Consider the following 24,011-nt stretch of genomic DNA (forward strand, 5'->3'; position numbering starts at 1 on the left):
GGCTGCTCCGATCTCCGTTGAGGGGTGTTCTGTGACCGGTCACAGTCTTGCGCGCTCCACGCGAAGCCGGGAAGGGTCCGCTCGGCGTCGTTACCGAACCGTGATCGACAGCGAGGGCGGATAATGGGCGGATGGTTCAGCAGACGGACGAGGTCGACCGCATCGTCGGCGCGTGGAAGACCCAGCGACCGGATCTGGACTTCTCCCCGCTGGAGGTGCTCTCCCGCGTCGATCGCCTCTCCCGCCACCTCGACCGCGCGCGCCGCGACGCCTTCCGCCGCAGCGACCTCGAGCCCTGGGAGTGGGACGTGCTGTCGGCGCTGCGCCGCGCCGGCGAACCGTTCCAGCTGAGCCCCAAGCATCTGCTGCAGCAGACGCTCGTCTCCAGCGGCACGATGACCAACCGCATCGACCGCCTCGTGGCACGCCGGCTCGTGCACCGCGAGGCCGACCCCGCCGACGGCCGCAGCGTACTCGTCACGCTCGCCGACGACGGCCGCATCCGCGTGGACGCGGCCATCACGCGCCTGGTGGATGCCGAGGCGACCCTGCTGGCGGGGCTGTCGCGATCGGACCGCGACCGCCTGGCCGCGCTGCTGCGCAAACTCAGCCTCGGCTTCGACACCTGACGCCCACGCCGTCGGAATTCCTGCTCAGCGACCGTGAGCACCTCGTGCCGACCGGTTCCGGCGCGCACAGCCTGAATTCCGACGCGCCGCCCGACGCTGACGCCGTCGGCGCGGTCAGTGGGTGTGGGCCTGCTGAGCCTCCAGGGCTCGGCGTCGGGCTGGCCGCCGCCCGAGCCTCTGGGACGATGGGATCATGCCCGTCTCCCCCCGTCCCGTCCGCGACGGCGTCGGCGCGACCCGCCTGCGGGTGCCCCTCACCGGCCCGTGGGAGACCATCGCCGACTACGTGCTCGAGCGCTTCGGTCACGTCGACCGGCAGGTGCTGCATGACCGCATCGACCGCGGCGACATCGTCGACGCGAGTGGAGCCGCCGTGCAGCGCAACACTCCGCTGGGGGCGACCGAGTTCATCTGGTACCACCGGGAACCGCCCGCCGTCGAGCGCACCGTGCCCTTCGATGAGGAGATCCTGCATCTCGACGACGACCTCGTCGTCATCGACAAGCCCCACTTCCTGCCGACGACGCCCGGCGGCCGGTTCCTGAACCACACCGCGCTGGTGCGTCTGCGCCGCCGACTCGACAACCCCGACCTGGTGCCCATCCATCGCCTGGACCGTGCCACCGCCGGCGTGCTGATGTTCTCCGCACGGCCCGCCACCCGCGGCGCCTACCAGTCGATGTTCGAGCGGCGCGAAGTGCAGAAGTTGTACGAGGCCGTCTCCGCCGCTCCCCCCGACGGCCTGCCGACGTTTCCGCTGGTCCACCGCAGTCACATCCAGAGATTCCGCGACAACCTGTGCGTGCAGACGCGGCCGGATCTCCCCCCGAACGCCGAGACGCTGATCGAGCTGATCAGCACCGGCACGAGCGTCGGCGGCCACGCCGGGCTCGAGGTCGTGCACACACGCCTGCGACCCCACACCGGCCGCATGCACCAGCTGCGCGTCCACCTGGCGCAGCTGGGGCTCGGCATCCTCGGTGACCGGTACTACCCCGAACTGCTCCCGGAGACCCCCGAGGACGATCCCGAGCGCCCGCTGCAGCTGCTGGCGAAGGCCCTGCGCTTCACCGACCCACTGTCGGGACGGCCGCGCCTGTTCACCAGCCGGCGCCGCCTCGCCGACGCGCCGCCGCGCGGCTGAACCGGCTGCGGCCGGCGAGCGGAGCACGGTCCCAGCCGCGCCACCTACGCTGGAGGGAATATGGCGCATCTTCTCGGGGCCGAGGCCCTGCATCTCGAATACCCCACCCGTGTCGTCTTCGACGGCGTCTCGATCGGCGTCGACGAGGGGGACCGCATCGGCATCGTCGGTCGCAACGGCGACGGCAAGTCCAGCCTCATGGCGATGCTCGCCGGACGCGTCACGCCCGACTCCGGCCGCGTGACGGTGCGTGGCGGTGTCACCGTGGGTGTACTCGACCAGGCCGACACCCTCCCCGATGACATCACGGTCGCCGAGGCGATCGTCGGCGATCAGGCGGAGCACGAGTGGGCGCGTGATGCCCGCACACGCGATGTCGTGGCGGGGCTCGCCGCAGACCTGCCGTGGGATGCCGCGCTCGGCACCCTCTCCGGCGGCCAGCGCCGACGGGTCGCCATCGCGCGGCTGCTCACCGGCGACTGGGACGTGCTCATGCTCGACGAGCCGACCAACCACCTCGACGTCGAGGGCATCGCGTGGCTGGCGGAGCACCTGAAGCGCCGCTGGTCGGCGTCGTCCGGCGCGCTGCTGGTGGTCACCCACGACCGGTGGTTCCTCGATGAGGTGTGCACCCGCACGTGGGAGGTGCACGACCGCCTCGTCGAGCCGTTCGAGGGCGGGTACGCCGCCTACGTGCTGCAGCGTGTCGAGCGCGACCGGCAGTCGGCGGTCATCGAAGCCCGACGGCAGAACCTCGCTCGCAAGGAGCTCGCCTGGCTGCGCCGCGGCGCCCCCGCCCGCACCTCGAAGCCGAAGTTCCGCATCGATGCCGCCAACGAGCTCATCGCGGACGTGCCCGAGATCCGCGACCCCGTCACGCTGCAGTCGCTCGCGGTCTCCCGCCTCGGCAAGGATGTCGTCGACCTGCTCGACGTGTCGGTGTCCTACCCCGCCCCGGGCGGAGGCACGCGCGACGTGCTGCGCACCGTCGAATGGCGCATCGCTCCCGGCGAGCGCACCGGCATCCTGGGCGTGAACGGCGCCGGCAAGTCCACGCTGCTCGGGCTCATCGCCGACACCGTCGAGCCCACGGCGGGGCGCGTGAAGCGCGGCAAGACCGTGAAGGTCGCCACCCTCACCCAGCGGATGGACGAGCTGGACCCGCACATGAACGACCCGGTGCGCGTGGTCATCTCGGGCCTGCGCACCAGCTACACCCTGGGCACCGGCTCCAAGGCGCAGGATCTGACGCCGGGACAGCTGCTGGAACGCATGGGCTTCTCGAGCGAGCAGCTGTCGACCCCCGTGAAGGACCTCTCGGGCGGGCAGAAGCGGCGACTGCAGCTGCTGCTGATCCTGCTGGAACAGCCGAACGTGCTGATCCTGGATGAGCCGACCAACGACCTCGACACCGACATGCTCGCGGCGATCGAGGATCTGCTGGACTCGTGGGCCGGCACCCTGCTGGTCGTCTCGCACGACCGCTACTTCCTCGAGCGGGTCACCGATCAGCAGTACGCCATCCTCGACGGACATCTGCGGCACCTGCCCGGCGGCATCGACGAGTACCTGCGTCTGCGCCACGCGCAGCAGCGCGCCGCCGCGGCCGGTCCCGCCACGCCTGCTTCCGCGACTCCCGCACCGACCTCGACCCTCTCCGGGGCCGAGCGCCGCGTCGCCGAGAAGGAGCTGTCGGCGCTGGATCGCAAGATCGAGAAACTGCAGAAGGCTCTCGACGAGATCGACGTGAAGATCGCCGACTCCGCCGGGTCCACCGCCTACGACGACGTCGCCGAGCTGTACCGTCGGCGCGACGCGCAGGCCGCCGAGATCGCGTCGCTTGAGGAGCGCTGGCTGGAGCTCGGCGAAGAGCTGGGTTGACCCGCCCCGCGGCCGCACTCCGGCGATGACGATGTCGCCGGGTCGACTCCCCCGGCGGCATCGTCCTGCGCATCAGCGGATCAGAGCAGGCCGTTCTCCTCGAGCCAGGCCGACGCGATGTCCGCCGGGGACATCTGGTCTTCGGTGCTCTGCACGTTCAGCGCGACCAGGCCCTCCGGTGTCAGTGCGGCGCTGATCGGGTCGAGCACCTCGGCGAGCTCGTCGGCGAGGTCGGCGCCCACGACCGGCACGACGTTGGATGCCAGGAACAGTCCTTCCGGGTCGTCGAGCACGACGAGGTCCTCGGTCTGGATGCGCGGATCGGCGGTGAACACGTTCGCGATGTTCACCTCGCCGGCGACGAGGGACTCGACGGTCGTGTCACCGGTGGCCTCGAAGGCCACGTCGACGCCGTACACGTCGGCGAGCCCGGTGGGGCCGTAGGGGCGCTCGGCGAGTTCGGGCGGGCCGCCCAGGGTGAGCGGCACGCTGAGGCCCGCGAGGTCGGCGATGGTGGTCACGCCGTTCTCCTCGGCGAACGCCGCCGTGACGGTGTAGGAGTCCTGGTCGGTGGCGGTGGACTGCTCCAGCACCGTGATGCCCTCCGGCAGCGCCTCGACGAGCGCCGCATACACGTCGTCGGCGGTGCGCGCCTGGGTGTCGGGCTCGAAATACTGCAGCAGGTTGCCGGTGTATTCCGGGAACACCGTGATCGCGCCGCTCTCGATCTCGGGCATGTAGGCGTCGCGCTGGCCGATGTTGAACGAGCGCTCCACTGTGTAGCCGGCGTTCTCCAGCGCCTGCGCGTAGATCTCGGCGATGATCTCGTTCGAGTAGTACGCCTGCGAACCGATGACGATCGTCTCGGTGTCCGCGCCGGCATCGCCGGTGTCGGTGGCCAGCGGATCGGACGAGGCGCAGCCGGCGAGCACGGCGCTCGCGAGGGCGAGGGCTGCGGCGCCGCCGAGAAGGCGGCGCGGGATGCGTGTGATGGGCATGGTGATGGTCTCCTCTGTGCGTCAGGACGGGACGGGGGTGCGGTCGGTGGTCGGGGGTGCGGTGGGTGCGGAGGTCGTACGGCGGGTGTCGCGGGCGGCGCGCCCCGCGCGCAGGCCCCGCGGGACGGCGACGCGCTGCAGCACGGCGAACAGCAGATCCAGCAGCAGCGCGAGCGCGATGATCAGCAGGGCGCCGCCGAGCACCATGTCGTAGCGGCGGAGGGGAATGCCCGCGATGATGTACTGCCCGAGACCGCCCAGCGCGACGTATGCCGCGATCGTGACGGTCGCCACGACCTGCAGGGTCGCCGAGCGCAGGCCCGCCACCAGCAGCGGCAGGCCCAGCGGCACCTCGATGCGCCACAGCACCTGCCATTCGGTCATGCCCATGGCACGGCCGGAGTCGCGCACCGCCCGGTCGACGGCCTCGACCCCGGCGTAGGCACCGGCGAGGATCGAGGGGATCGCCAGCAGCACGAAGGTCACGACACTGGCTTCGGGGCGGTTCAGCACGCCGAACAGCAGCACCAGCAGGATGAGGAGGCCGAAGGAGGGCACCGCCCGCGCGGCACCGGAGATGACCACCGCGATCTCGCGGCCCCGGCCGGTGTGGCCGATGAGCCAGCCGAGGGGCACGGCGATGAGCGCGGCGATGACGACCGAGACGGCGGTGTACGCCAGGTGCACCCCCACGGCGGTGCCGATGGATGCCGCGCCCGACCACTGCTCGGGGGCGAAGATCCACGCGAGGGCCTCGAGGAAGAGGTTCACACCGTCACCTCCTCACCGCGGGAGCTGCGGCTGACGCGCTCCGCCCCGTGGGCACTGGCCCGGCTCCACGGCAGCAGCAGGCGACCGGCGAGCACGAGCAGCAGATCCATCGCGACGGCGATGAGCATGACGGCGACGATGCCGGCGAGCACTTCGGGCACGATGCGCCGCTGCAGCCCGTTGGTGAACAGGTAGCCGAGGTTGGTGACGCCGATGAGCACCCCCACCGTGGCGAGGGACACCGTGCTGACGGCGGCGACGCGCAGCCCGGCGAGGATCACCGGCCCCGCCAGCGGCAGGTCGACGCCCCAGAACCGGCGCACCGGACCGTAGCCCATCGCGATCGCCGCGAGCCGCGCATCGGGGTCGACCGCGTCGAACCCGTCGGCGACGGAGCGGGTGAGCAGCGCGATGGCATAGAGGGTCAGCGCGACGAGCAGGTTGACCTCGCTGAGGAAGCTGACCCCGAGGATGCCGGGGAGCAGTGCCAGCAACGCGAGTGAGGGGATCGTGTACAGCAGCCCGCTGATGGTCAGCAGCGGCCCGCGCACGAGCCGGTACCGCCAGGCGACCCACCCGAGCGGCACCGCGCACACGAGCCCCAGCAGCACCGGGACGACGCTCTGTCGGACGTGCTCGAGCGAGAGTTCGGCGATGAGCCCGATGTTCGCCAGTATCCAGTTCACGGCGCGCGTCTCTCCCGTGCGCCGACGAACGCCGCGACGAAATCGGACGCGGGGTCGTCGCGGATCTCTGCGGGGGTGCCCTGCTGCGCGATGCGGGCGCCGCGCTGCAGGATGATCACCTGGTCGCCGAGGAAGAACGCCTCGTCGATGTCGTGGGTGACGAACACGATGGTCTTGCCGATCTCGCGCTGCAGGCGGGTGAGTTCGTCCTGCAGTTCGGCGCGCACGATCGGATCGACCGCCCCGAAGGGCTCGTCCATGAGCAGGATGTTCGGGTCGGCGGCGAGGGCCCGCGCGACGCCGACGCGCTGCTGCTGGCCGCCGGAGAGCTGGCTCGGGTAGCGGTCGGCCATCGCGGCATCCAACCCCACCGTCGCCATGAGTTCGAGGGCGCGTTCGCGGGCGGGGCCCCGGGCGACGCCGTTCAGGCGTGGCACGGTGGCGATGTTGGCGGCCACCGTCAGGTGCGGCAGCAGTCCGGAGTTCTGCATGACGTACCCGATGCTGCGCCGCAGCGCCACGGCGGGACGCGTGGAGATGTCGTCGCCGTCGATCGTGATGGTGCCGGAACTGGGCTCGACCATGCGATTGATCATGCGCAGGAGCGTCGTCTTGCCGCAGCCCGAGGAGCCGACGAACACGGTCGTGCCGTGCGGCGGGATCTGCAGCGAGAAGTCCTCGACCGCGCGGGTGCCGTCGGGGAACGATTTGGAGACACCGCGGAATTCGATCACCGTCAGTCGCCGACCTGCACGTCCTGCCAGAACGCGACGTAGCCGGAGAAGTCCCGCCCCACTCGGTCGATCGCGCTGGGCAGGGGGTCGGGGTAGGCGAACGCGTTGTCGGCGTGCCCATCGACCGTGTAGTACTGGCACCGCCCCTTCCAGGGGCAGGTGTAGGGCGTCGGGCTCTCGGTGAGGAGGTGCCACGCAACGCTGTCGGGCGGGAAATACCAGTTGCCCTCGATGCGGATGAGGTCGCCCTCGTCGGCCTCGGCGATCACGGTGTCACCCAGTCGTGCTCTCATCGCGGATCCTTCCGTCGCGTGGGGATAAAGGCTAACCGTCCCGTCGGACACGTGCACCGTGTTGCGCGCGTGATCACGGTGCACTATCGCCGATCAGTACCAGATGCTCAGCCGCGGCGGGACGTGCCAGCCGAACGTGCGCGCCGCGGCGTCGGCGTCGGTCGTCTGCACCCGGCCGGCTCGTGCGAGGGTCGCGAGCGAGACGCCCCCGAGGTACGCCGCCGACAGTTCCCGGATGTCCAGGGCGACCTTCACCGCATCGGTCGGCCGCTCGTCGTCGGCGACCCGGGTCACCGTGGCGGTGCCGTCGACCGCCGCATCGAGGAGGAACCGGCCGTCGGCGATGCCGAGCGAGTCGGTCACCTCGAGCACGAAGCGTCCGGGAGCGCCGTAGGAACGCGCCTCGAGAGAGGCGGGAACGTCGAGGATGCGCAGGTACTGGTGGTCGCGGAGGGTGACCTTGGCCGCGCGCTGGTCGTCGATCATCCACAGCAGCGGCTCGTCGACCGACTGCTCGGAGGCCCTCACGGTGGCGACGAGGTCGAGTTCGAGCAGAAACCGCCACAGCGCCGCGTATGCGTCGTCGGTCGCGGTGAGCAGGTACACCACCGCGACGGCGGCCTTGGTGAAGTCGTCGTCATTGCCCTCGACGGTGTAGGCCGCGAGCCCCGCGACCTCACCTTGCGTGTCGGTGTACTGCACGGCGCGGAGCTTGTCGGCGTCCTTGGCGTCGCGGCGCGTGCCGGCGATGGTGTCCCAATGCCCCGCGGGCACCTCGATCTCGCCGGGCCACGCCCGTCGGGTGCGTTCGTGGAGGGCGGGTGCGAGCTCGCGCAGCCGCGCGCGCGGGATGAAGTCCACACGCCCGTCGGGGCGCGGTCCGACCCAGCTCGCCCGTTTGGCCTCGATGGTCCACGAGGCCGATGCGGCGGCGGGGGCGAAGCCGTAGCGCCCGTACAGCGTCGATTCGCTGACGGTGAGCATGGCCATGGGGAGCCCGACCGCCGAGGCGGCGCGCAGCTCGCCCTCGAGCATGGCACGGGCGATGCCACGGCGGCGGTGTGTGGGGGCGACGGTGACCGACGTGATCGCACACGATGGGATGCCGCGGCCACCCGGCGCGCTGACTTCGGCGATCCACGACGCGAGGGTCGCCACCGGGGTGTCGGCGACGGGCGCGGCGGGATCGAAGACCCCCGTCAGCCGGCGGTAGGCGGTGAGTTCACGGTTGACGCTGATGTGGTCGTCGTTGCGTTCGCCGTCTTGGAACCCGCGTGCGGTGGCCTGCAGCCAGCCGGCATACGCGGCGAGGTCGCCGTGGGAGACCGTGCGGTACTCCAGCCCCCGCGTGGTCAGCGCCTGCCGCGATGCGGCGTCGACGGGGGCGGTCTGCCACGCTGGGCTGGTCACGGAAGAGGTCATCGACCCATTCTGCCGTCAGCCGACGACACGCGCTCCGGGTACCGGACCGTGCACCGTCAGGGCGTCGAAGCCCGCGGCGGCGAGGGTCACCCGCAGATCCAGCGCCGCGGTGGCATCGGTGGCGAGGAATGCCACGGTGGGCCCTGAGCCCGATACGAGTCCCGTGAGCGCGCCGTTGTCGCACCCGAGGTCGCGCAGCGCCGCCAGTTCAGGGCGCAGCGCGAAGGCGGCATCCTGCAGGTCGTTGCGCACGGCCGCAGCCACCGCCGACGCGTCGCCGGTGCGGAGGGCCTGCAGCACGGCCGGGTCGACGTCGGGCACGCCGCGGGGCGGCGCGATGTCGGGCGCGCTGCGCTCGCGCAGCCGGTCGAGTTCGCGGTAGACGTCGGGGGTCGACAGCCCCACCCTGGTCGTTGCGATCACCCAGTCCAGGCGCCCGCGCGCGAGCGCCGGACTGAGCTGGTCGCCGCGCCCGGTGCCGACGGCGGTGCCGCCCATGAGCGCGAACGGCACGTCCGCCCCGAGGCGCGTGGCCAGCTGCTGCATGCGCGCCGGGGTCACCCCGCCGTCCCACAGCGCGTCGCAGGCGACGAGCGCGGCCGCGGCATCCGCCGATCCACCGCCCATGCCACCCGCGACCGGCACGGCCTTGTGGATCTCCAGGTGCACCCCGCCCGGGTATCCGATCTCCTGGGCCAGCAGCCGGGCCGCGCGGATGGCGAGGTTGCGATCGTCGACCGGCACGCCCGAGACGTCCACGACCCCGTCGACGGAGATCGTGAACCCGTCGGCGTGGGTGGCGTAGACGTCTTCGTACGCCGAGACGGCTTGATACACCGAAGCCACGTCGTGGTAGCCGTCGTCCTGCACATCGCCGACCTCGAAGAAGACGTTGATCTTCCCCGGGGCGCGCACGTGGACCCGGTCGGGCGAGGATGCCAGTGTCACGAGGCCGTCGACTCCCAGAGCCCGACCTCGATGCCGTCGGACAGGGCGTCGATGCGCTCCAGCTCCTCGGTGTCGAAGGCGGGGCCGCCGACGGCGGCGAGGTTCTCATCCAGCTGCTCCGGCCGGGACGCCCCGATGAGCGCCGAGGCCACCACGCCGTCGCGCAGCACCCACTGCAGCGCCATCTGAGCGAGGGTCTGCCCGCGTTCCTTCGCGATCGCGTCGAGGCCCAGGAGGCGCCCACGGGCCTTCTCCGACACCGTGTCGCGCGGCAGCGACCAGCGGTCGATGGAACGCTCGGCCTTGCGGTCGCCGAGGTACTTGTCGGTGAGCACGCCCTGGCCGAGCGGAGAGAACGCGATGGCTCCCAGCCCCTCCTGGGCGAGCGCGCCGGTGAGTCCGTCTTCGATCCAGCGGTTGACGATGGAGTACGAGGGCTGGTGGATCACCAGCGGCGTGCCGAGGCTGCGGGCGATGGCGACGGCCTCGACGGTGCGCGCGGCACTGTACGAGGAGATGCCGACGTAGAGGGCCTTGCCCTGACGCACGAGGGTGTCCAGCGCCCCGATGGTCTCCTCCAACGGCACCGACGGGTCGTCGCGGTGGGAGTAGAAGATGTCGACGTAGTCCACGCTCATGCGCTGCAGCGACTGGTCTGCGCTGGCCAGCACGTACTTGCGCGAGCCGCCCTCGCCGTAGGGGCCGCGCCACATGTCGTAACCGGCCTTGGACGAGATGATCAGCTCGCCCCGGTAGCGACCGAAGTCCTCGCGCATCATGCGGCCGAAGTTCGTCTCGGCGGCGCCGTACGGCGGGCCGTAGTTGTTCGCGAGGTCGAAATGCGTGATGCCGATGTCGAACGCGCGGCGCAGCACCTCGCGCTGCCGATCGAAGGGCACGTTGTCACCGAAGTTCCACCACAGCCCCAGCGAAATGGGCGGCAGACGCAGGCCCGACGTGCCCACCTGTCGGTAGTCGACCGACCCGTAGCGTTCATCGGCGGCCGTGTACGGCCGGTGCAGGTCGGCGACGGTGGGTTTGGCTCGAGGGGAATCTGTCACCCACCCACGCTACTGCGAGAGGGGGGCGGCGCGTGCGATGCGCAGGAAGTCCTCGACCCGTAGTTCCTCGCCGCGGGCGGTGGGAGCGACCCCCGCAGCCTCGAGCACGGCGGATGCCTCGGCGGCCGTGCCGCCCAGCACGCCCGCGAGCGCCTGGCGCAGCATCTTGCGGCGCTGGCCGAAGGCGGCATCCACGATCTCGAAGGTGCGACGACGCTCCGCCTCGGTGCCGCGGGGCTCGGGGTCGCGGCGGAAGCCGACCAGCACGCTGTCGACATTGGGCACCGGCCAGAAGACCTGGCGCGACACGGTGCCCGCCAGCCGCCACGGGCCGTACCAGGCGGCCTTGACGCTGGGCCCGCCGTACGCCTTCGTGCGGGGGGATGCCGCCAGGCGCTCCCCCACCTCGGCCTGCACCATCACCACGCCCCGGTCGAGGTGGTCGAACGTCTCGAGGAAGTGCAGCAGCACCGGGACGCTGACGTTGTACGGCAGGTTCGCCACGAGCACCTGCGGGTCGCCGGCGAGCTCGGTCACCCGCAGCGCATCGGCGTCGACCACGGTCAGCGCGCCGTCGGGCACGCCGTGGGCGGCGGCGGTGGCGGGCAGGCGCGCGGCGAGGCGGTGGTCGATCTCCACCGCGGTCACCCTCGCGCCGGCTTCGAGGATCGCGAGGGTCAGCGACCCGAGCCCGGGCCCGACCTCGACCACGGTGTCGCCGGGTGCGACGCCGGCGACCTGCACGATCTTGCGCACCGTGTTGGCATCGACGACGAAGTTCTGTCCGAGCTTCTTCGTGGGGGTGACGTCGAGTTCGGCTGCGAGCGCGCGGATCTCTGCCGCGCCGAGGAGGGTCACCGGCATGCATCAACAGTACCGAGTCGGCATCCAGCCACTCGTCATCCACCGTTCACATCATCGGAACGCCCCCGTCGCGCGACGGGCGCAGGATGGACAGCACATTCCGGGCTCTGGGGGCCATGGCGGAATGCCGGGGAAGAATCCATGCGTGCCGACGGCGCTGCGGGTGGAGTACGCCAGTGCATCGGGAGGGGACCCCATGACACGCAATCCAGCCACACGCAATCCAGCCACACGCAACGGCCGGCGCGCCGCACAGCGCGAACCCACGGGGACGGGCGGGCAGCCGACGCCCGTGATGATGCTGCTCGTGGTCATCGCGACGCTCGGCGTGCTGGCCTACGCCGGCTTCCTGCTGGCACCGGACAGTCGCGGCGACCTGCTGCCGTACGTCATGGTGCTGGTGGCCGAGTGCGTCCTCGTGCTGCACGCGCTGCTGTCGATGTGGACCATCCTCTCCAGCGGACGCGACCCGCGGGACTTCGCCGTTCACGCCGCCGCCGCACGACTGCTCCCACGCCTGGCGCGCGGGGACGACACCGTGCATCTGCGAGGGGCGCCCGTGCAGATCGACGTGTTCGTCACGGTCTACGGCGAGGAGCTTGCGACGGTGCGCCGGACGGTCACCGCGGCGGTCGCCCTGCGGGGCGCCCACCACACCTGGGTGCTCGACGACGGCAAGTCCGACGACGTGCGCGCCCTGGCCGCGGAGCTGGGCGCGCGGTACGTGCGCCGGCTGAGCTCCCACGGCGCGAAAGCCGGCAACATCAACCACGCCCTGCTGCTGGCCAAGGGCGGGTTCTTCGCCATCTTCGACGCCGACTTCGTGCCGTCGCCCCGGTTCCTGCTCGAGACCATGCCGATCTTCGTCCACGACGACGTCGCGTTCGTCCAGACGCCGCAGGTCTACGGCAACCTCGACACGGTCGTCGCCCGAGGCGCGGCCTACATGCAGACGGTGTTCTACCGCTTCATCCAGCCGGGCCGCAACCGGTTCAACGCGGCGTTCTGCGTCGGCACGAACGTGGTGTTCCGCCGCCGCGCGGTCGACGAGATCGGCGGCATCCACACCGATTCCAAGTCGGAGGACGTGTGGACGGCGCTGCTGCTGCACGAGCGAGGCTGGCGCTCGGTGTTCCTCCCCGACGCGCTCGCCGTCGGCGACGCGCCCGAGACCATCGAGGCGTACAGCAAGCAGCAGCTGCGCTGGGCGACCGGCGGGTTCGAGATCCTGCTGCACCACAATCCGCTGAGCAGGCGCCGCACCCTCACGACCGACCAGCGCATCCAGTACCTCGTCACGGCGACGTTCTACCTCGCCGGCATCTGTCCGCTGCTGCTGCTCCTGGTGCCGCCGCTGGAGATCTACTTCGACCTGCGCCCGATGACGCTCGAGACCACGGTGTTCACCTGGGCGCTGTACTACGCGGGCTTCTACGTCATGCAGATCCTGCTCGCGTGGTTCGCCGTCGGCTCGTTCCGCTGGGAGACGCTGACCCTCGCGACGGTGTCGTTCCCGATCTACACCAAGGCCCTGTGGAACGCCCTCGTCGGAAGGGATGTGGGCTGGCACGTCACCGGCTCCGCCACCCGCCGGTCGCCGTTCAACTTCATCATTCCGCAGACGCTCTTCTTCCTGTTCCTGGCGCTGACGACGGTCGTGGCGGTCTGGCGCGACGTCGACAACGGGGTGTTCACGCTCGCCACCGCCTGGAACGCCACGAACACCCTGATCCTCGGGGCGTTCGTCGTCACCGCGCTGCGCGAGGCCCACGTGCTGGCGCACCCGCCGGTGCGCGGGGAGGCCGTCACGCCTCCCGCCGCGACCGCCACACTGACGGTCGTCGCCCGGCCGCCCGCGGCGGCGATCCCCGAGCCGGTGCCGGTTGCGTCGGACGCCGAGCTCCTCCCCGTCGGGGGCGACCGATGACGTGGGCGAACCGGCTGAAGCTCGCCGGTGGCATCCTGCTGGTCCTGGCCGTGGTGGCCGCCTGCACGGTCGTGTTCAACCAGCGCCAGCATCGCGTGCTGTCCACGAGCGCGACGATCGTCGCGCAGACCTATCCGGTGGGGACCGATTACGGCGGCATCGTCACCCGGCAGTACGTCGAGGTGGGCGACGAGGTCGCCGCCGGGCAGCCGCTGTTCGATGTGCGCAGCCTCCAGCTGCAGCGCGACATCGCCACCGGGCAGATGACCGACGCGGTGCTCGCGGCCAGTGTCACCCAGGACGGGACCTCCACGATCCTCGCGACCGTCGACGGCACCGTGCGGGACGTGACCGTGCCGCAGGGCGGATTCGCGCAGGCCGGCAGCGTGCTGGCGAGCGTCGACCAGGACGCCACGCTGTTCGTCGAGGCGGAGTTCCTGCTGTCACCGCGCGACTACGCGCGCATCGAGCAGGGCAGCGACGTCGAGGTGCTGCTGCCCAACCAGTCGGTGCTGGGTGGGGATGTGACCGGCATCGAGGTGGCGACCGAGCAGGGGCAGGCGAAGTCGACACTGCGCATCACCAGCGCCGAGCTCTCGGCCCAGGCGGCGACGGGTCTCTTCCAAGCGGGGACGCCCGTTCAGGTCACCCTGCAGCTGCGCGACGACGGCCCGCTCGCCGGCGTCGGCGATGCGCTGCGTGATCTGCTGCAGAAGGTCGGCCTGTGAACCGCCGGCGCGGAGCGACGGTGCTGCTGGCGGCCGCGGTGCTCGCGACCGCGGGGTGCACCGCCGAGCCGCCGGGGCAGCCCGTGTCGCAGCCGTGGGCGCCCGAAGCGGCATCCGCAGCGACCGTATCCGCACTGCCGGTCGAGCGGGTCGCAGAGGGCCTCGCGCCGCCGCGGCTCGCGGACGGCGTGGTCCCGCCGACGAACCGCTGGTACTCCGGGCTGGTCTTCGGTGCCACGCCGCAGCCGGTGTACCCCTTCCCGCTGGCGTTCGCTGCGGCCGACGCCGGCTTCACGGTGGACCTGCCGCAGGTGTCGGCGACCGCGCAGACCATCGCGGCGTCGTTCGCCGGTGGGCTGCAGGTGGGAATGCCGGCTGATCGGTTCGAAGCCGTGCGTGTCGATGCCGTCTCGGTCACCCTGCGGTGGTGGGACGGCGGCGACGCGGTCGGCGACGTGACGATCGCGGAGGGCTCCCCCGTGGTGGGCTTCACCGCCGCCCGCGCGACGGACCTGACGCCCGCGGTCACACTGGAACCCGCCGGAGACGGCCTCTGGACGGCGACCGCCGATGAGACCACGTTCGGGGTCGTCTCCCCCGACGCGACCTGGTCGGGCAGCGCGCTGACGGTTCCTGCCGGCGCGCACGCGCTGTGGTTCGCGCTGCCGGACGGCGCCGACCTCGCGCAGTGGGCGGACGCCCTCGACGCCCCCGTCAGCGGGGTCGCGGTCGAGATCGACACGGGGACCGACACATCCTCGACCCGGCTGACCTACACCGGCACCGAGAGCACGGTGCTCGTGCCGTTCCCCGGGCACGAGGCGGATGCCGCGGCGTGCGGGCTCGGCACGTTCCGCACCGCGTACGGCGACGCGGTGGCGTGCGCGGGAACCGAGCTCGAATGGTCGGTGCCGGCGGTGGCCGCGCGCGCATCGTTCGACCTGAGCGCTGCCGACGACGCCACGCTCGGCACGATCGCCACCCAGATCGCCGCGGACCTGGCCGCCACCCCCGCCCTGCCTGCCGACACCTATCACGGCGGCAAGGCGCTGGCCCGGCTCGGCGCACTGCTCACCCTCGCGCGCGAGGTGGGCGACGCAGATCTCGTCTCGCGCGTCGCCGACCGCCTGTGGCAGGAGTTGGCACCGTGGGCCGAGACCGACGGCTGCACGCGACGCGACACCCGCTGCTTCGTGTACGACGATGCGCTGCGCATGGTCGTCGGAAGGGCGCCCACATTCGGGGCGGAGGAAGGCAACGACCACCACTTCCACTACGGGTACTACCTCAGCGCGGCCGCGGCGCTCGTGGCCGCGCAGCCGGACAAGCTCGAACCGCTGCAGGACGTGATGGATGCCCTGGCCGCCGACATCGCCGGCAGCGGCGGGGACCTGCTCCCCCCGCTGCGGGTGTTCGACCCGTACCGCGGTCACTCGTGGGCGTCGGGCCTGTCCCCCTTCGCCGACGGCAACAACCAGGAGTCCAGCTCCGAGGCGGTGGCGGCGTGGGACGGCCTGGCACAGTGGGCGAGCGCGCGTGACGACGCCGCCGTCGAGGCGACGGCCACGTGGCTGCTGTCGGCCGAGGTCGCCGCCGCGCGGGCGAGATGGCTCGAGCCCGACCCCGCGACCCTCGCCGACGGCTTCGCGCACACGATCGTCTCGCTCACCTGGGGTGGCAAGCGCGACTACGCGACGTGGTTCTCCCCGGAACCGAGCGCGATCCTCGGCATCCAGCTGCTGCCGTTGACCCCGGTCGCGCTGGACTATCTCGGTGCGGATCCGCAGCGTGTCGCGGCGAATGTCGCCGACGCGGGGCCGACCGCGCTCACGGGACCGCTCGGCGAGTACGTGCTGATGTACTCGGCGCTCGCCGGGGACGCGCAGCGCACCGCCGCCGCGGCGGCGCTCGCGACGCTGCCGGAAGTCGACGGCGGCACCTCGAAGTCCGTCATGCTCGCGTGGCTGGCGGCGGCGGCTCAGTCCTCGAAGGACCCGTAGACGGCGAGGGTGTTGGCGGCCAGCTGGGCGCACAGCTCGTCGAGGTCGACCTCGAGCTGTGCGGCCAGAAACCGCACCGTCGCAGGGATCAGGTACGGCGCGTTGGGACGCCCCCGGTACGGCACCGGCGTGAGGAACGGCGCGTCGGTCTCGACCAGGATGCGCTCGCGCGGGGTCACCGCGAGCGCGTCGCGCAGGTTCTGGGCATTCTTGAACGTCACGTTGCCGGCGAACGACAGGTAGTAGCCGGCGTCGGCGGCGATGCGCGCCATGTCGGCGTCGCCCGAGAAGCAGTGGAAGACGGTGCGCTCGGGGGCGCCGACGCGGCGCAGCGTCGCCAGCACCTCGTCGTGGGCCTCGCGATCGTGGATCTGCATGGCGATGCCGTGACGCTTGGCGAGGGCGATGTGCGCCTCGAAGCTCTCGTACTGGGCGGGTTGCCCCTCGGGCCCCGTGCGGAAGAAGTCGAGGCCCGTCTCGCCGATCGCCCGCACGCGCGGCTGGGCGGCGAGCTCGTCGATCACGGCGATGGCCTCGGCCAGCATGCCCCGTTCGGCATACGCCGGTGCTTCGTTGGGGTGGATGGCGACGGCCGCGAGCACGCGCGGGTGCGACGCGGCGGCCCACGCCGACCATCGGCTGGAGTCGATGTCACCACCGGCCTGCACGACACCGAGCACGCCGACGTCGCCCGCGCGCGTCAGCTGCTCGTCGAGGCTGAGCCCGACTTCACCATCCTCGATCTCGAGGTGGGCGTGGTTGTCGTAGACCGCGACGGCCAGCGGCTCGGGGGCGGGCGGGTAACTGACGTCGCGCGCGCCCTTCTCCCGCTGCCGGACGTACTGGCTGGGGTCGGTCATGCGCTCTGTTCGACGCGGGGGAACAGTGGCGCGAGGCCGCTGACCGAGGCCCCGGCGGGCAGCTGCCCCCAGACGCCGGCGTCACGGATCGGCTGGTCCTGCAGCGCGCCCAGCGTGGCCGCGGCGCCGAGGGCGTCCCAGAGGATGCCGGTGGCATGCGGCATGACCGGCGACAGCAGCACGGTGAGGGCGCGCAGCCCTTCGGCTGCGGTGTACAGCACGGTGCCCAGGCGCTCGCGCTGGGCGTCGTCCTTCGCCAGCGCCCAGGGCTCGTTCTCGGTGATGTAGAGGTTCAGCGCGTCGACGATCGTCCAGATCGCGGCGATGGCCTCGTCGGGGCGGAAACGCTCCATGGCGGCATCCGCGGCCGCTGCCGCGTCGGCGACGGTGCGCTGGATGCGGTGCTCGGCTTCGGTTTCGTCGCCGGCGGGCGGGACGATGCCCTCGAAGTACCGCTCGATCATCGCGACCGTGCGGGAGGCGAGGTTGCCGAAGCCGTTGGCGAGTTCGGCCTGGTAGCGGGCGGAGAGGTCCTCCCACGAGAACGAGCCGTCCTGACCGAAGGCGATGGCAGAGAGGAAGTAGAACCGGTATGCGTCGGATCCGAAGACGTCGGTGATCTCCGACGGGGCGATGCCGGTGAGCTTGGACTTGGACATCTTCTCGCCGCCGACCAGCAGCCAGCCGTGCGCGAAGACGCCGCGCGGCACCTCGACGCCGGCGGCCATGAGCATGGCGGGCCAGATGACGGCGTGGAACCGCAGGATGTCCTTGCCCACGACGTGGTAGGCCGGCCAACGGCGCTCGAACTGCTCGGGGTCGCTGCCGTAGCCGACGGCGGTGGCGTAGTTCAGCAGGGCGTCGACCCACACGTAGATGACGTGGGACTCGTCCCACGGGACGCCGATTCCCCAGTCGAAGGTCGACCGCGAGATGGAGAGGTCCTTGAGTCCGTTCTTGACGAACGAGATGACTTCGTTGCGGGCCGAGTCGGGGCGCACGAAGTCGGGGACGTCCTGGTAGAGCGCGAGCAGCTTGTCCTGGAACTCGCTGAGCTTGAAGAAGTAGTTCTTCTCCTGGAGCAGCTCGAGCGGCTTGGAGTGGATGGCGCAGACCTTGAGGCCTTCGAAGGCGCCGGTGCCGTCGACGATCTCGGATTCGGGCTTGAACTCCTCGCAGCCCACGCAGTACAGGGCCTCGTACTCGCCGGCGTAGATGTAGCCGCGGTCGTAGAGGGTCTGGAAGAACGCCTGGACGTTGCGCTCGTGGCGGTCCTGGGTCGTGCGGATGAAGTCGTCGTTGGCGACGTCGAGGGTCTCCAGCAGGGGGAACCACGACTCGGTGACGAGCTTGTCCACCCACTGCTGCGGGGTGACGCCGTTGGCGGCGGCGGCACGCAGCATCTTCTGGCCGTGCTCATCGGTGCCGGTGAGCATCCAGGTGTCGTCGCCCGACTGGCGGTGCCAGCGCGCGAGGGTGTCCACCGCCACGGTGGTGTAGCCGTGGCCGATGTGGGGCACGTCGCTCGGGTAGTAGATCGGCGTCGTGATGTAGAAGGAGCGGCCTGAAGTCACCCGTCGATTCTAGGCGGGGCCGGCGGGCCGGATGCCGCCCGTTACGGCGGCGGCATCGCTTCGACCACCGGGAACACCGGATACAGTCCCGCTTCGGGGTCGCTCGCCTCCGGCCGGAGGGTCTGGTGGCCGCGTGTTCCCCGCGCCGGAGCACGCCCCGGTCCCTTGCGTGGCACCGGTCGACCGTCGTAGCCGGGCCCGGCGAGCGGGTCGCGCTTCGCCCGTAGATCGCTGTCCCACCCGATGCCGCCCGTCATCTTCTGGCGCAGCCGCTCGACCGCCGCCTCGAGCGAACCGAGCCCGTCGCGGGTCAGGTAGTACCAGCGCCATTGGAAGTCGCCGCGCACGTCGACGAAGCCGGCATCGCGCAGCATCCGCAGATGTTTGGAGACCGCGGTGCGGCTGATGCGGAATTCCGCACCGACGACCGCGGCGAGCTGACCGGCGGTGTGCTCGCCGTCGGCCAGCACCTCGACGAGCCGCCGCCGCACCGGCTCGGCCATGGCTTCGAACGGGTCGATCGTGCGCTTGTAGCGGTCCATGGGCGCACGTTACGCACCGCGTCCGACACCGCCGCCACCGCGACCCCGCCCGGTGTGTGCCGTGTGCCGTGTGCGGGGCGCCGCCCGCTCGGTCGTGAGCGCAGACACTTTCTCGATTGCGCATGTGACTTCCCGCTCACACAGCGAGAGCCGCGGGCCCGTGAGCTGTGTGAGCGGGAACTCACAGGGCGATACCCGCGAGTCCGTCTGGATCGGGATCGCGCCCGAAGATGCGAGCGGCGGCGGCGTTGCGGTGCGTGTGAGCGGGAACTCACGTGCGGAATCGAGAGGAACGATGCCCCCTCGCCTCGGCGACCGGGGGCGGGCAAGCACCCGGGCGGGCGGGCGGGCGGCGCGGGGTCAGGCGCTCTCGCGCACGATGAGGGTCGTCGGCAGCACGAGGTCCGTCCGGGGCACGCCGTTGATCACGTCGATCAGTATCTCCACCATCGCGCTGCTGATCTGGCCCCAGGGCTGGCGCATCGTCGTCAGCGGCGGGTCGTGTGTCTCGGCGAGACCGGAATCGTCGAAGCCGGCGACGGCGAGATCTTCGGGCACGCGGCGTCCGGCACGGCGGGCCGCGGCGATCGCCCCGACGGCCATGACATCGGATGCCGCGAACACGGCGTCGATGTCGGGCGCGCGCTCCAGCAGCCGGGTCATCGCGGCCGCGCCCGCCTCGCTCGAGTAGACATCCTGCTCGACGAGGTCGGGGTCGAACCGGTCACCCATCTCCTCGCGGAAGCCGACCAGCCGATAGCGGCCCCCCGAGGTGTCGTCGGGGCCGGTGATGACGGCGATCTTCTGGTGGCCGCGATCGATGAGATGACGGGTCATGACGCGGGCGGACTCCGTCTCGTCCACCGAGACGGTCGGCACGTACATGCGGTGCCCCAGCGGCACACCGGTGCACACCGTCGGTACGCCCGCCTCGATGAGCGAGGCCAGGAGCGGGTCGGATTCATGCGACGAGATCAGCAGCACACCGTCGACGTGGCCGGCGCGCACGTAGTGCTCGACGTTGGCCCGCTCGGCGGCGGTGTCGGCCACGAGCAGCACGAGAGTCATCGATCGCTGCGCGAGCGCCTCGGTCGCCCCCCGCAGCAGCAGGGCGAAGGTCGGGTCGGCGAACAGCAGCTGCTGGGGCTCCGTCAGCAGGAAGGCCAACGAACTCGACCGTCCGGTGGCGAGGCTCCGGGCGGCATGATTGGCGGTGTATCCGGTGCGGGTGATGGCATCCTCCACCGCTGCGCGCGCGTCGGGTGACACCCAGTGCCCACCGTTGATGACGCGCGAGACGGTGCCCCGCGACACGCCTGCGGCCGCCGCGACGTCGCGGATCGTCGGTCGGCGGCGACCATCTTTGAGATCCCCCACATCGAGTGACTTTACTCCCGCCCGACGCACGCCGTGACCGGTCACAGTTCGATAACGCGACCTGCACCACCCACGTCGAGGACGTAGGCTGTCATCACCACCTGGGACCGGTCACAGAAGACGAAACGGTCCCCTGAATCCGAGGAAGAGTTCGATGACCTCGACCCCCCGTTGGCCCGATATCGACGGCATCGCCTACGGCGGTGACTACACCCCCGAGCAGTGGTCGCGTGAGACCTGGCGTGAAGACGTCACCCTCATGCGCGAGGCGGGCGTGAACCTCGTCAGCATCGGGATCTTCGCGTGGGCGCTGCTGGAGACGGCCGAGGGCGAGTTCGACTTCACCTGGATGGACGAGGTCGTGGAGCTGCTGCACGAGAACGGCATCCGGGTCGACATGGGCACCCCGACCGCCTCCCCCCCGGCGTGGTTCTTCGCCGCACACCCCGACGCCCGCGTCGTCACCCGCGACGGCGTGACCCTCGGTTTCGGCGCCCGCGGCATGGCGTCGCACTCCGCACCGGCCTACCGCGAGGCCGCGGTGCGCATCACCACCGAGCTGGCCAAGCGCTACGGCAACCACCCCGCCGTCGTGCTCTGGCACGTGCACAACGAGTACGGCGTCCCGGTCGGCGAGGACTACTCGCCCCACGCCGTGCGCGAATGGCGGCTGTGGCTGCAGGAGCGGTACGGCTCCCTCGACGCACTCAACGCCGCGTGGGGCACCGCCTTCTGGGGTCAGCACTACACCGCCTGGGAACACGTCGGCGCCCCGGCCGCCGCGCCCTCGACGGTCAACCCCGCCCAGCGCCTGGACTACGCACGCTTCACCGACCACCAGCTGCGCGCCTGCTTCATCGCCGAGCGCGACGCGATCCGCGCGCACAGCGACCGGCCCATCACGACCAACTTCATGGCCAACCAGCACAACGGCTGCGACCTGTGGGCCTGGGCGCGCGAAGTCGACATCGTCTCGGACGACCACTACCTGTGGGCGGCCGACGAAGAGGGCGAGATCGGCCTGGCCATCGCCGCCGACCTCACCCGCTCGGTCGGCGGCGGCAAGCCGTGGATCCTCATGGAGCACTCCACCTCTGCGGTGAACTGGCAGCCGCGCAACGTCGCCAAGCGCCCCGGTGAGATGGCCCGCAACTCGCTGGCGCACCTCGGCCGCGGCGCCGACGCCATCCTCTTCTTCCAGTGGCGGGCCTCGCGCTCGGGCGCCGAGAAGTTCCACTCCGCGATGCTCCCGCATGCCGGCACCGAATCCCGCGTCTGGCGCGAGGTCGTCGATCTCGGCGCCAAGCTCGACCGCCTCGAGGAGGTGCGCGGCTCGCGCGTGCACGCCGATGTCGCCATCCTCTGGGACTTCGAGTCGTTCTGGGCGCAGGACCTGGAATGGCGCCCGTCCGAAGACGTCGGCCACGACGAGCGCATCCGCGCCTACTACGAGCAGCTGTGGCGCGACGGCATCACCGTCGACTTCGCCCTGCCCGGCCAGGACCTCTCCGGTTACAAGCTCGTCATCGCCCCCGCGCAGTACATGCTGAGCCTCGCCGACGCGGACAACCTCAACCGCTACGTCCACGACGGCGGCACCCTCGTGGTGTCGTTCTTCTCGGCCGTGGTCGATGAGCACGACGCGGTGCACGCCGGCGGCTTCGGCACGCCGCTCGAGCCCGCCCTGGGCGTGCGCGTCGAGGAGCACCTGCCGCTGCGCGAAGGCACCACCGGCGACATCTCCTGGAACGGCCAGACCCTCCGCGCCGACGTGTGGCAGGAGGACCTGGTGCTCGTCGGGGCCGAGGTGCGTGCGACGTACGTCGACGGCCCGGCAGCCGGGGAAGCAGCGGTCACCCGCAATCAGCACGGCGCGGGCGCAGGCTGGTACGTGAGCACCCGCCCGGATGCCGCGGGACTGGCCGCGATCATGACCAACATCTACGCCGACGCGGGGCTCGCCCCCGCCGAGGCGCCCGCCGGCGTCGAGATCGTCCGCCGCCGCCGCGACGACGACGTCGAGTTCGTCGTCGCCATCAACCACACGACCGACGCCGTGACACTCTCCCTCGAGGGGCACGACCTGCTGACGCAGACGGAGGTCACCGGCAGGCTGAGCCTTGCCGGTGGCGACGTCGCCGTCATCCGCTCACGGCGCACCGCACCACAGGAGCAGGTCTGACAGATGTACCCGTTGCGGCCGACCGGCCCAACACCCACCATCGGTCGTAAGGGCGCGACCTCATCAGAGGCCCGCAGGATCGACCACCCCACGGAAGGAAAATCCATGCGCAAGATGGGAATCGGCATCGTCGCTATCGCGTCGACTGCCGTCCTGCTCGCCGGCTGCGCCGGCGGCAGCACCGAAGAGGCGGAAACCAGCGAGGGCTCGGGAGCCGTCCTGACCGTCTGGACGGACGAGAACCGCGAGCCCGCGATCGAGGCCGCTGCGGCCGCGTTCGAGGAGGAGACCGGCGCGAAGATCGAGCTGGTGCAGAAGAACTTCGAGGACATCCGCGCCGACTTCATCGCGCAGGTCCCCACCGGTGAGGGCCCCGACATCACGATCGGCGCTCACGACTGGCTGGGTGCCCTCGTGGCCGCCGGTGTGGTGGACACCGTGGACCTCGCGGACAAGGCCGACTCGTTCGAGCAGGTCGCGATCGACGCCATGACCTACGACGGTCAGCTCTACGCACTGCCGTACTCGCTGGAGACGATCGCACTCGTCCAGAACACCGACCTGGTCGGCGAAGAGGCTCCGGCCACGTGGGACGACATGGTCGCCGCCGCGCAGGCTGCCGGCGCTGAGCGCCCGATCGTCATCAACACCGCCGGCCAGACCGGTGACGCGTACACGATGTACGGCTTCCAGACGTCGTTCGGCGCCCCGGTCTTCCAGCAGGACGACAGCGGCTCGTACACGACCGAGGTCGGCATGGGCGGCGCGCCCGGCGAGGCGTTCGCCAGCTGGCTCGGTGCGAACGGCACCAACGGCACCGGCTACATCTCGACGACGATCGACTACGACACCAACAACGAGCTGTTCGCGTCCGGCCAGGCCGCGTACACGGTTCAGGGCCCGTGGGCGATCGAGGCGCTGACCGCCGATGGCGTCAACGTCGCTGTCAACCCGATCCCGTCCGCCGGCGGCGAGACCGCGGCTCCGTTCGTGGGCGTGCAGGGCTTCTACCTGAGCTCGCAGAGCGAGAACGCGCTGCTGGCACAGGAGTTCCTGGTGAACTACCTCGCCACCGCCGACGCGCAGCAGGCCCTCTACGAGGCTGACCCGCGCATCCCCGCGTGGAGCGAACTGGCCGCAGAGGTCTCCAGCGACCCGATCATCGGCGGCTTCGTGGCATCGTCGCAGAACGGTGTGCCCATGCCCTCCATCCCCGAGATGGGTTCGGTCTGGGACCTGTGGAACGCCGCGCAGGTGCAGATCATCGGTGGCGCCGACCCCGTGTCGACGTGGAACCAGATGGTCACGGACGTCGAAGCAGCCATCGGCTGACACCCCCGCGGGGCGGGAGGGTTCTTCCCTCCCGCCCCGCACCCCCTCGCTCACGCGA

General features: G+C 71.1%; 21 protein-coding genes. 8 read left to right on the forward strand and 13 right to left on the reverse strand.

Annotation, left to right across the window (positions count from 1 at the left end):
* The first annotated feature begins 131 nt into the window (after positions 1-131).
* The 3 genes from H9651_RS04635 (at position 132) to H9651_RS04645 (ending at position 3,654) form a co-directional block, all read left to right on the forward strand.
* A complete protein-coding gene (locus H9651_RS04635; RefSeq protein ID WP_191717908.1) occupies positions 132-629 on the forward strand; it encodes a MarR family winged helix-turn-helix transcriptional regulator in 498 nt (165 codons plus the stop codon).
* 193 nt (positions 630-822) lie between these two features.
* Positions 823-1,773 (forward strand): pseudouridine synthase, encoded by a 951-nt coding sequence (locus tag H9651_RS04640; protein WP_191717909.1) that lies wholly within the window; start codon positions 823-825, stop codon positions 1,771-1,773.
* A gap of 60 nt (positions 1,774-1,833) precedes the next feature.
* Positions 1,834-3,654: an ABC-F family ATP-binding cassette domain-containing protein gene (locus tag H9651_RS04645; protein WP_191717910.1), complete on the forward strand. Its 1,821-nt coding sequence runs from the start codon at positions 1,834-1,836 to the stop codon at positions 3,652-3,654.
* A gap of 80 nt (positions 3,655-3,734) precedes the next feature.
* Here H9651_RS04645 and H9651_RS04650 read toward each other — a convergent pair whose 3' ends face one another.
* The 9 genes from H9651_RS04650 to rsmA form a co-directional block, all read right to left on the reverse strand.
* Entirely contained in the window at positions 3,735-4,652 is a 918-nt protein-coding gene (locus H9651_RS04650; protein ID WP_191717911.1) for an ABC transporter substrate-binding protein, read from the reverse strand.
* A gap of 21 nt (positions 4,653-4,673) precedes the next feature.
* Positions 4,674-5,423 carry an ABC transporter permease gene (locus H9651_RS04655; protein WP_191717912.1) on the reverse strand — a complete coding sequence of 250 codons (750 nt, stop codon included), beginning with the start codon at positions 5,421-5,423 and terminating at the stop codon, positions 4,674-4,676.
* A complete protein-coding gene (locus tag H9651_RS04660) occupies positions 5,420-6,109 on the reverse strand; it encodes an ABC transporter permease (RefSeq protein WP_191717913.1) in 690 nt (229 codons plus the stop codon). Before H9651_RS04660 ends, H9651_RS04655 begins: the two co-directional genes overlap by 4 nt.
* On the reverse strand, positions 6,106-6,843 hold the full coding sequence (locus tag H9651_RS04665; RefSeq protein WP_191717914.1) for an ABC transporter ATP-binding protein: 738 nt from the start codon (positions 6,841-6,843) through the stop codon (positions 6,106-6,108). The genes H9651_RS04660 and H9651_RS04665 overlap by 4 nt, the downstream gene beginning before the upstream one ends.
* A 2-nt stretch (positions 6,844-6,845) precedes the next feature.
* Positions 6,846-7,136 (reverse strand): DUF427 domain-containing protein, encoded by a 291-nt coding sequence (locus tag H9651_RS04670; protein WP_191717915.1) that lies wholly within the window; start codon positions 7,134-7,136, stop codon positions 6,846-6,848.
* A gap of 93 nt (positions 7,137-7,229) precedes the next feature.
* A complete protein-coding gene (locus H9651_RS04675; RefSeq protein ID WP_191717916.1) occupies positions 7,230-8,558 on the reverse strand; it encodes a GNAT family N-acetyltransferase in 1,329 nt (442 codons plus the stop codon).
* A gap of 15 nt (positions 8,559-8,573) precedes the next feature.
* On the reverse strand, positions 8,574-9,506 hold the full coding sequence (locus tag H9651_RS04680; RefSeq protein ID WP_191717917.1) for a 4-(cytidine 5'-diphospho)-2-C-methyl-D-erythritol kinase: 933 nt from the start codon (positions 9,504-9,506) through the stop codon (positions 8,574-8,576).
* Complete coding sequence (locus tag H9651_RS04685; RefSeq protein ID WP_191717918.1) at positions 9,503-10,567, reverse strand: aldo/keto reductase; 1,065 nt, start codon at positions 10,565-10,567, stop codon at positions 9,503-9,505. The genes H9651_RS04680 and H9651_RS04685 overlap by 4 nt, the downstream gene beginning before the upstream one ends.
* A 9-nt stretch (positions 10,568-10,576) precedes the next feature.
* Positions 10,577-11,431 carry a 16S rRNA (adenine(1518)-N(6)/adenine(1519)-N(6))-dimethyltransferase RsmA gene (gene rsmA, locus H9651_RS04690; RefSeq protein ID WP_191717919.1) on the reverse strand — a complete coding sequence of 285 codons (855 nt, stop codon included), beginning with the start codon at positions 11,429-11,431 and terminating at the stop codon, positions 10,577-10,579.
* A gap of 196 nt (positions 11,432-11,627) precedes the next feature.
* Here rsmA and H9651_RS04695 point away from each other — a divergent pair, with 196 nt between their 5' ends.
* From H9651_RS04695 to H9651_RS04705, 3 genes are read left to right on the forward strand one after another with little or no spacing between them, the layout of a single operon-like run.
* A complete protein-coding gene (locus H9651_RS04695) occupies positions 11,628-13,358 on the forward strand; it encodes a glycosyltransferase family 2 protein (RefSeq protein WP_191717920.1) in 1,731 nt (576 codons plus the stop codon).
* Complete coding sequence (locus H9651_RS04700; protein WP_191717921.1) at positions 13,355-14,086, forward strand: HlyD family efflux transporter periplasmic adaptor subunit; 732 nt, start codon at positions 13,355-13,357, stop codon at positions 14,084-14,086. The genes H9651_RS04695 and H9651_RS04700 overlap by 4 nt, the downstream gene beginning before the upstream one ends.
* Complete coding sequence (locus tag H9651_RS04705) at positions 14,083-16,086, forward strand: glycosyl hydrolase (protein ID WP_191717922.1); 2,004 nt, start codon at positions 14,083-14,085, stop codon at positions 16,084-16,086. The genes H9651_RS04700 and H9651_RS04705 overlap by 4 nt, the downstream gene beginning before the upstream one ends.
* On the opposite strand, the gene H9651_RS04710 is transcribed toward H9651_RS04705, so the two are convergent.
* From H9651_RS04710 to H9651_RS04725, 4 genes are all read right to left on the reverse strand, one after another.
* Entirely contained in the window at positions 16,065-16,946 is an 882-nt protein-coding gene (locus H9651_RS04710; protein WP_191717923.1) for a TatD family hydrolase, read from the reverse strand. The two genes, H9651_RS04705 and H9651_RS04710, sit on opposite strands and share 22 nt — an antisense overlap.
* A complete protein-coding gene (gene metG / locus H9651_RS04715) occupies positions 16,943-18,520 on the reverse strand; it encodes a methionine--tRNA ligase (RefSeq protein WP_191717924.1) in 1,578 nt (525 codons plus the stop codon). Before metG ends, H9651_RS04710 begins: the two co-directional genes overlap by 4 nt.
* 41 nt (positions 18,521-18,561) lie before the next feature.
* A complete protein-coding gene (locus H9651_RS04720; protein ID WP_191717925.1) occupies positions 18,562-19,062 on the reverse strand; it encodes an ArsR/SmtB family transcription factor in 501 nt (166 codons plus the stop codon).
* 360 nt (positions 19,063-19,422) lie between these two features.
* Positions 19,423-20,439 (reverse strand): LacI family DNA-binding transcriptional regulator, encoded by a 1,017-nt coding sequence (locus H9651_RS04725; RefSeq protein WP_191717926.1) that lies wholly within the window; start codon positions 20,437-20,439, stop codon positions 19,423-19,425.
* A 154-nt stretch (positions 20,440-20,593) separates the two neighbouring features.
* Here H9651_RS04725 and H9651_RS04730 point away from each other — a divergent pair, with 154 nt between their 5' ends.
* Positions 20,594-22,621, forward strand: a complete 2,028-nt coding sequence (locus tag H9651_RS04730) for a beta-galactosidase (protein ID WP_191717927.1) — start codon at positions 20,594-20,596, stop codon at positions 22,619-22,621.
* 105 nt (positions 22,622-22,726) lie between these two features.
* Positions 22,727-23,953 carry a sugar ABC transporter substrate-binding protein gene (locus H9651_RS04735; RefSeq protein ID WP_191717928.1) on the forward strand — a complete coding sequence of 409 codons (1,227 nt, stop codon included), beginning with the start codon at positions 22,727-22,729 and terminating at the stop codon, positions 23,951-23,953.
* The last annotated feature ends 58 nt before the right edge of the window (positions 23,954-24,011 follow it).

This window comes from Microbacterium pullorum (genome assembly GCF_014836535.1).
Lineage (GTDB): Bacteria > Actinomycetota > Actinomycetes > Actinomycetales > Microbacteriaceae > Microbacterium > Microbacterium pullorum.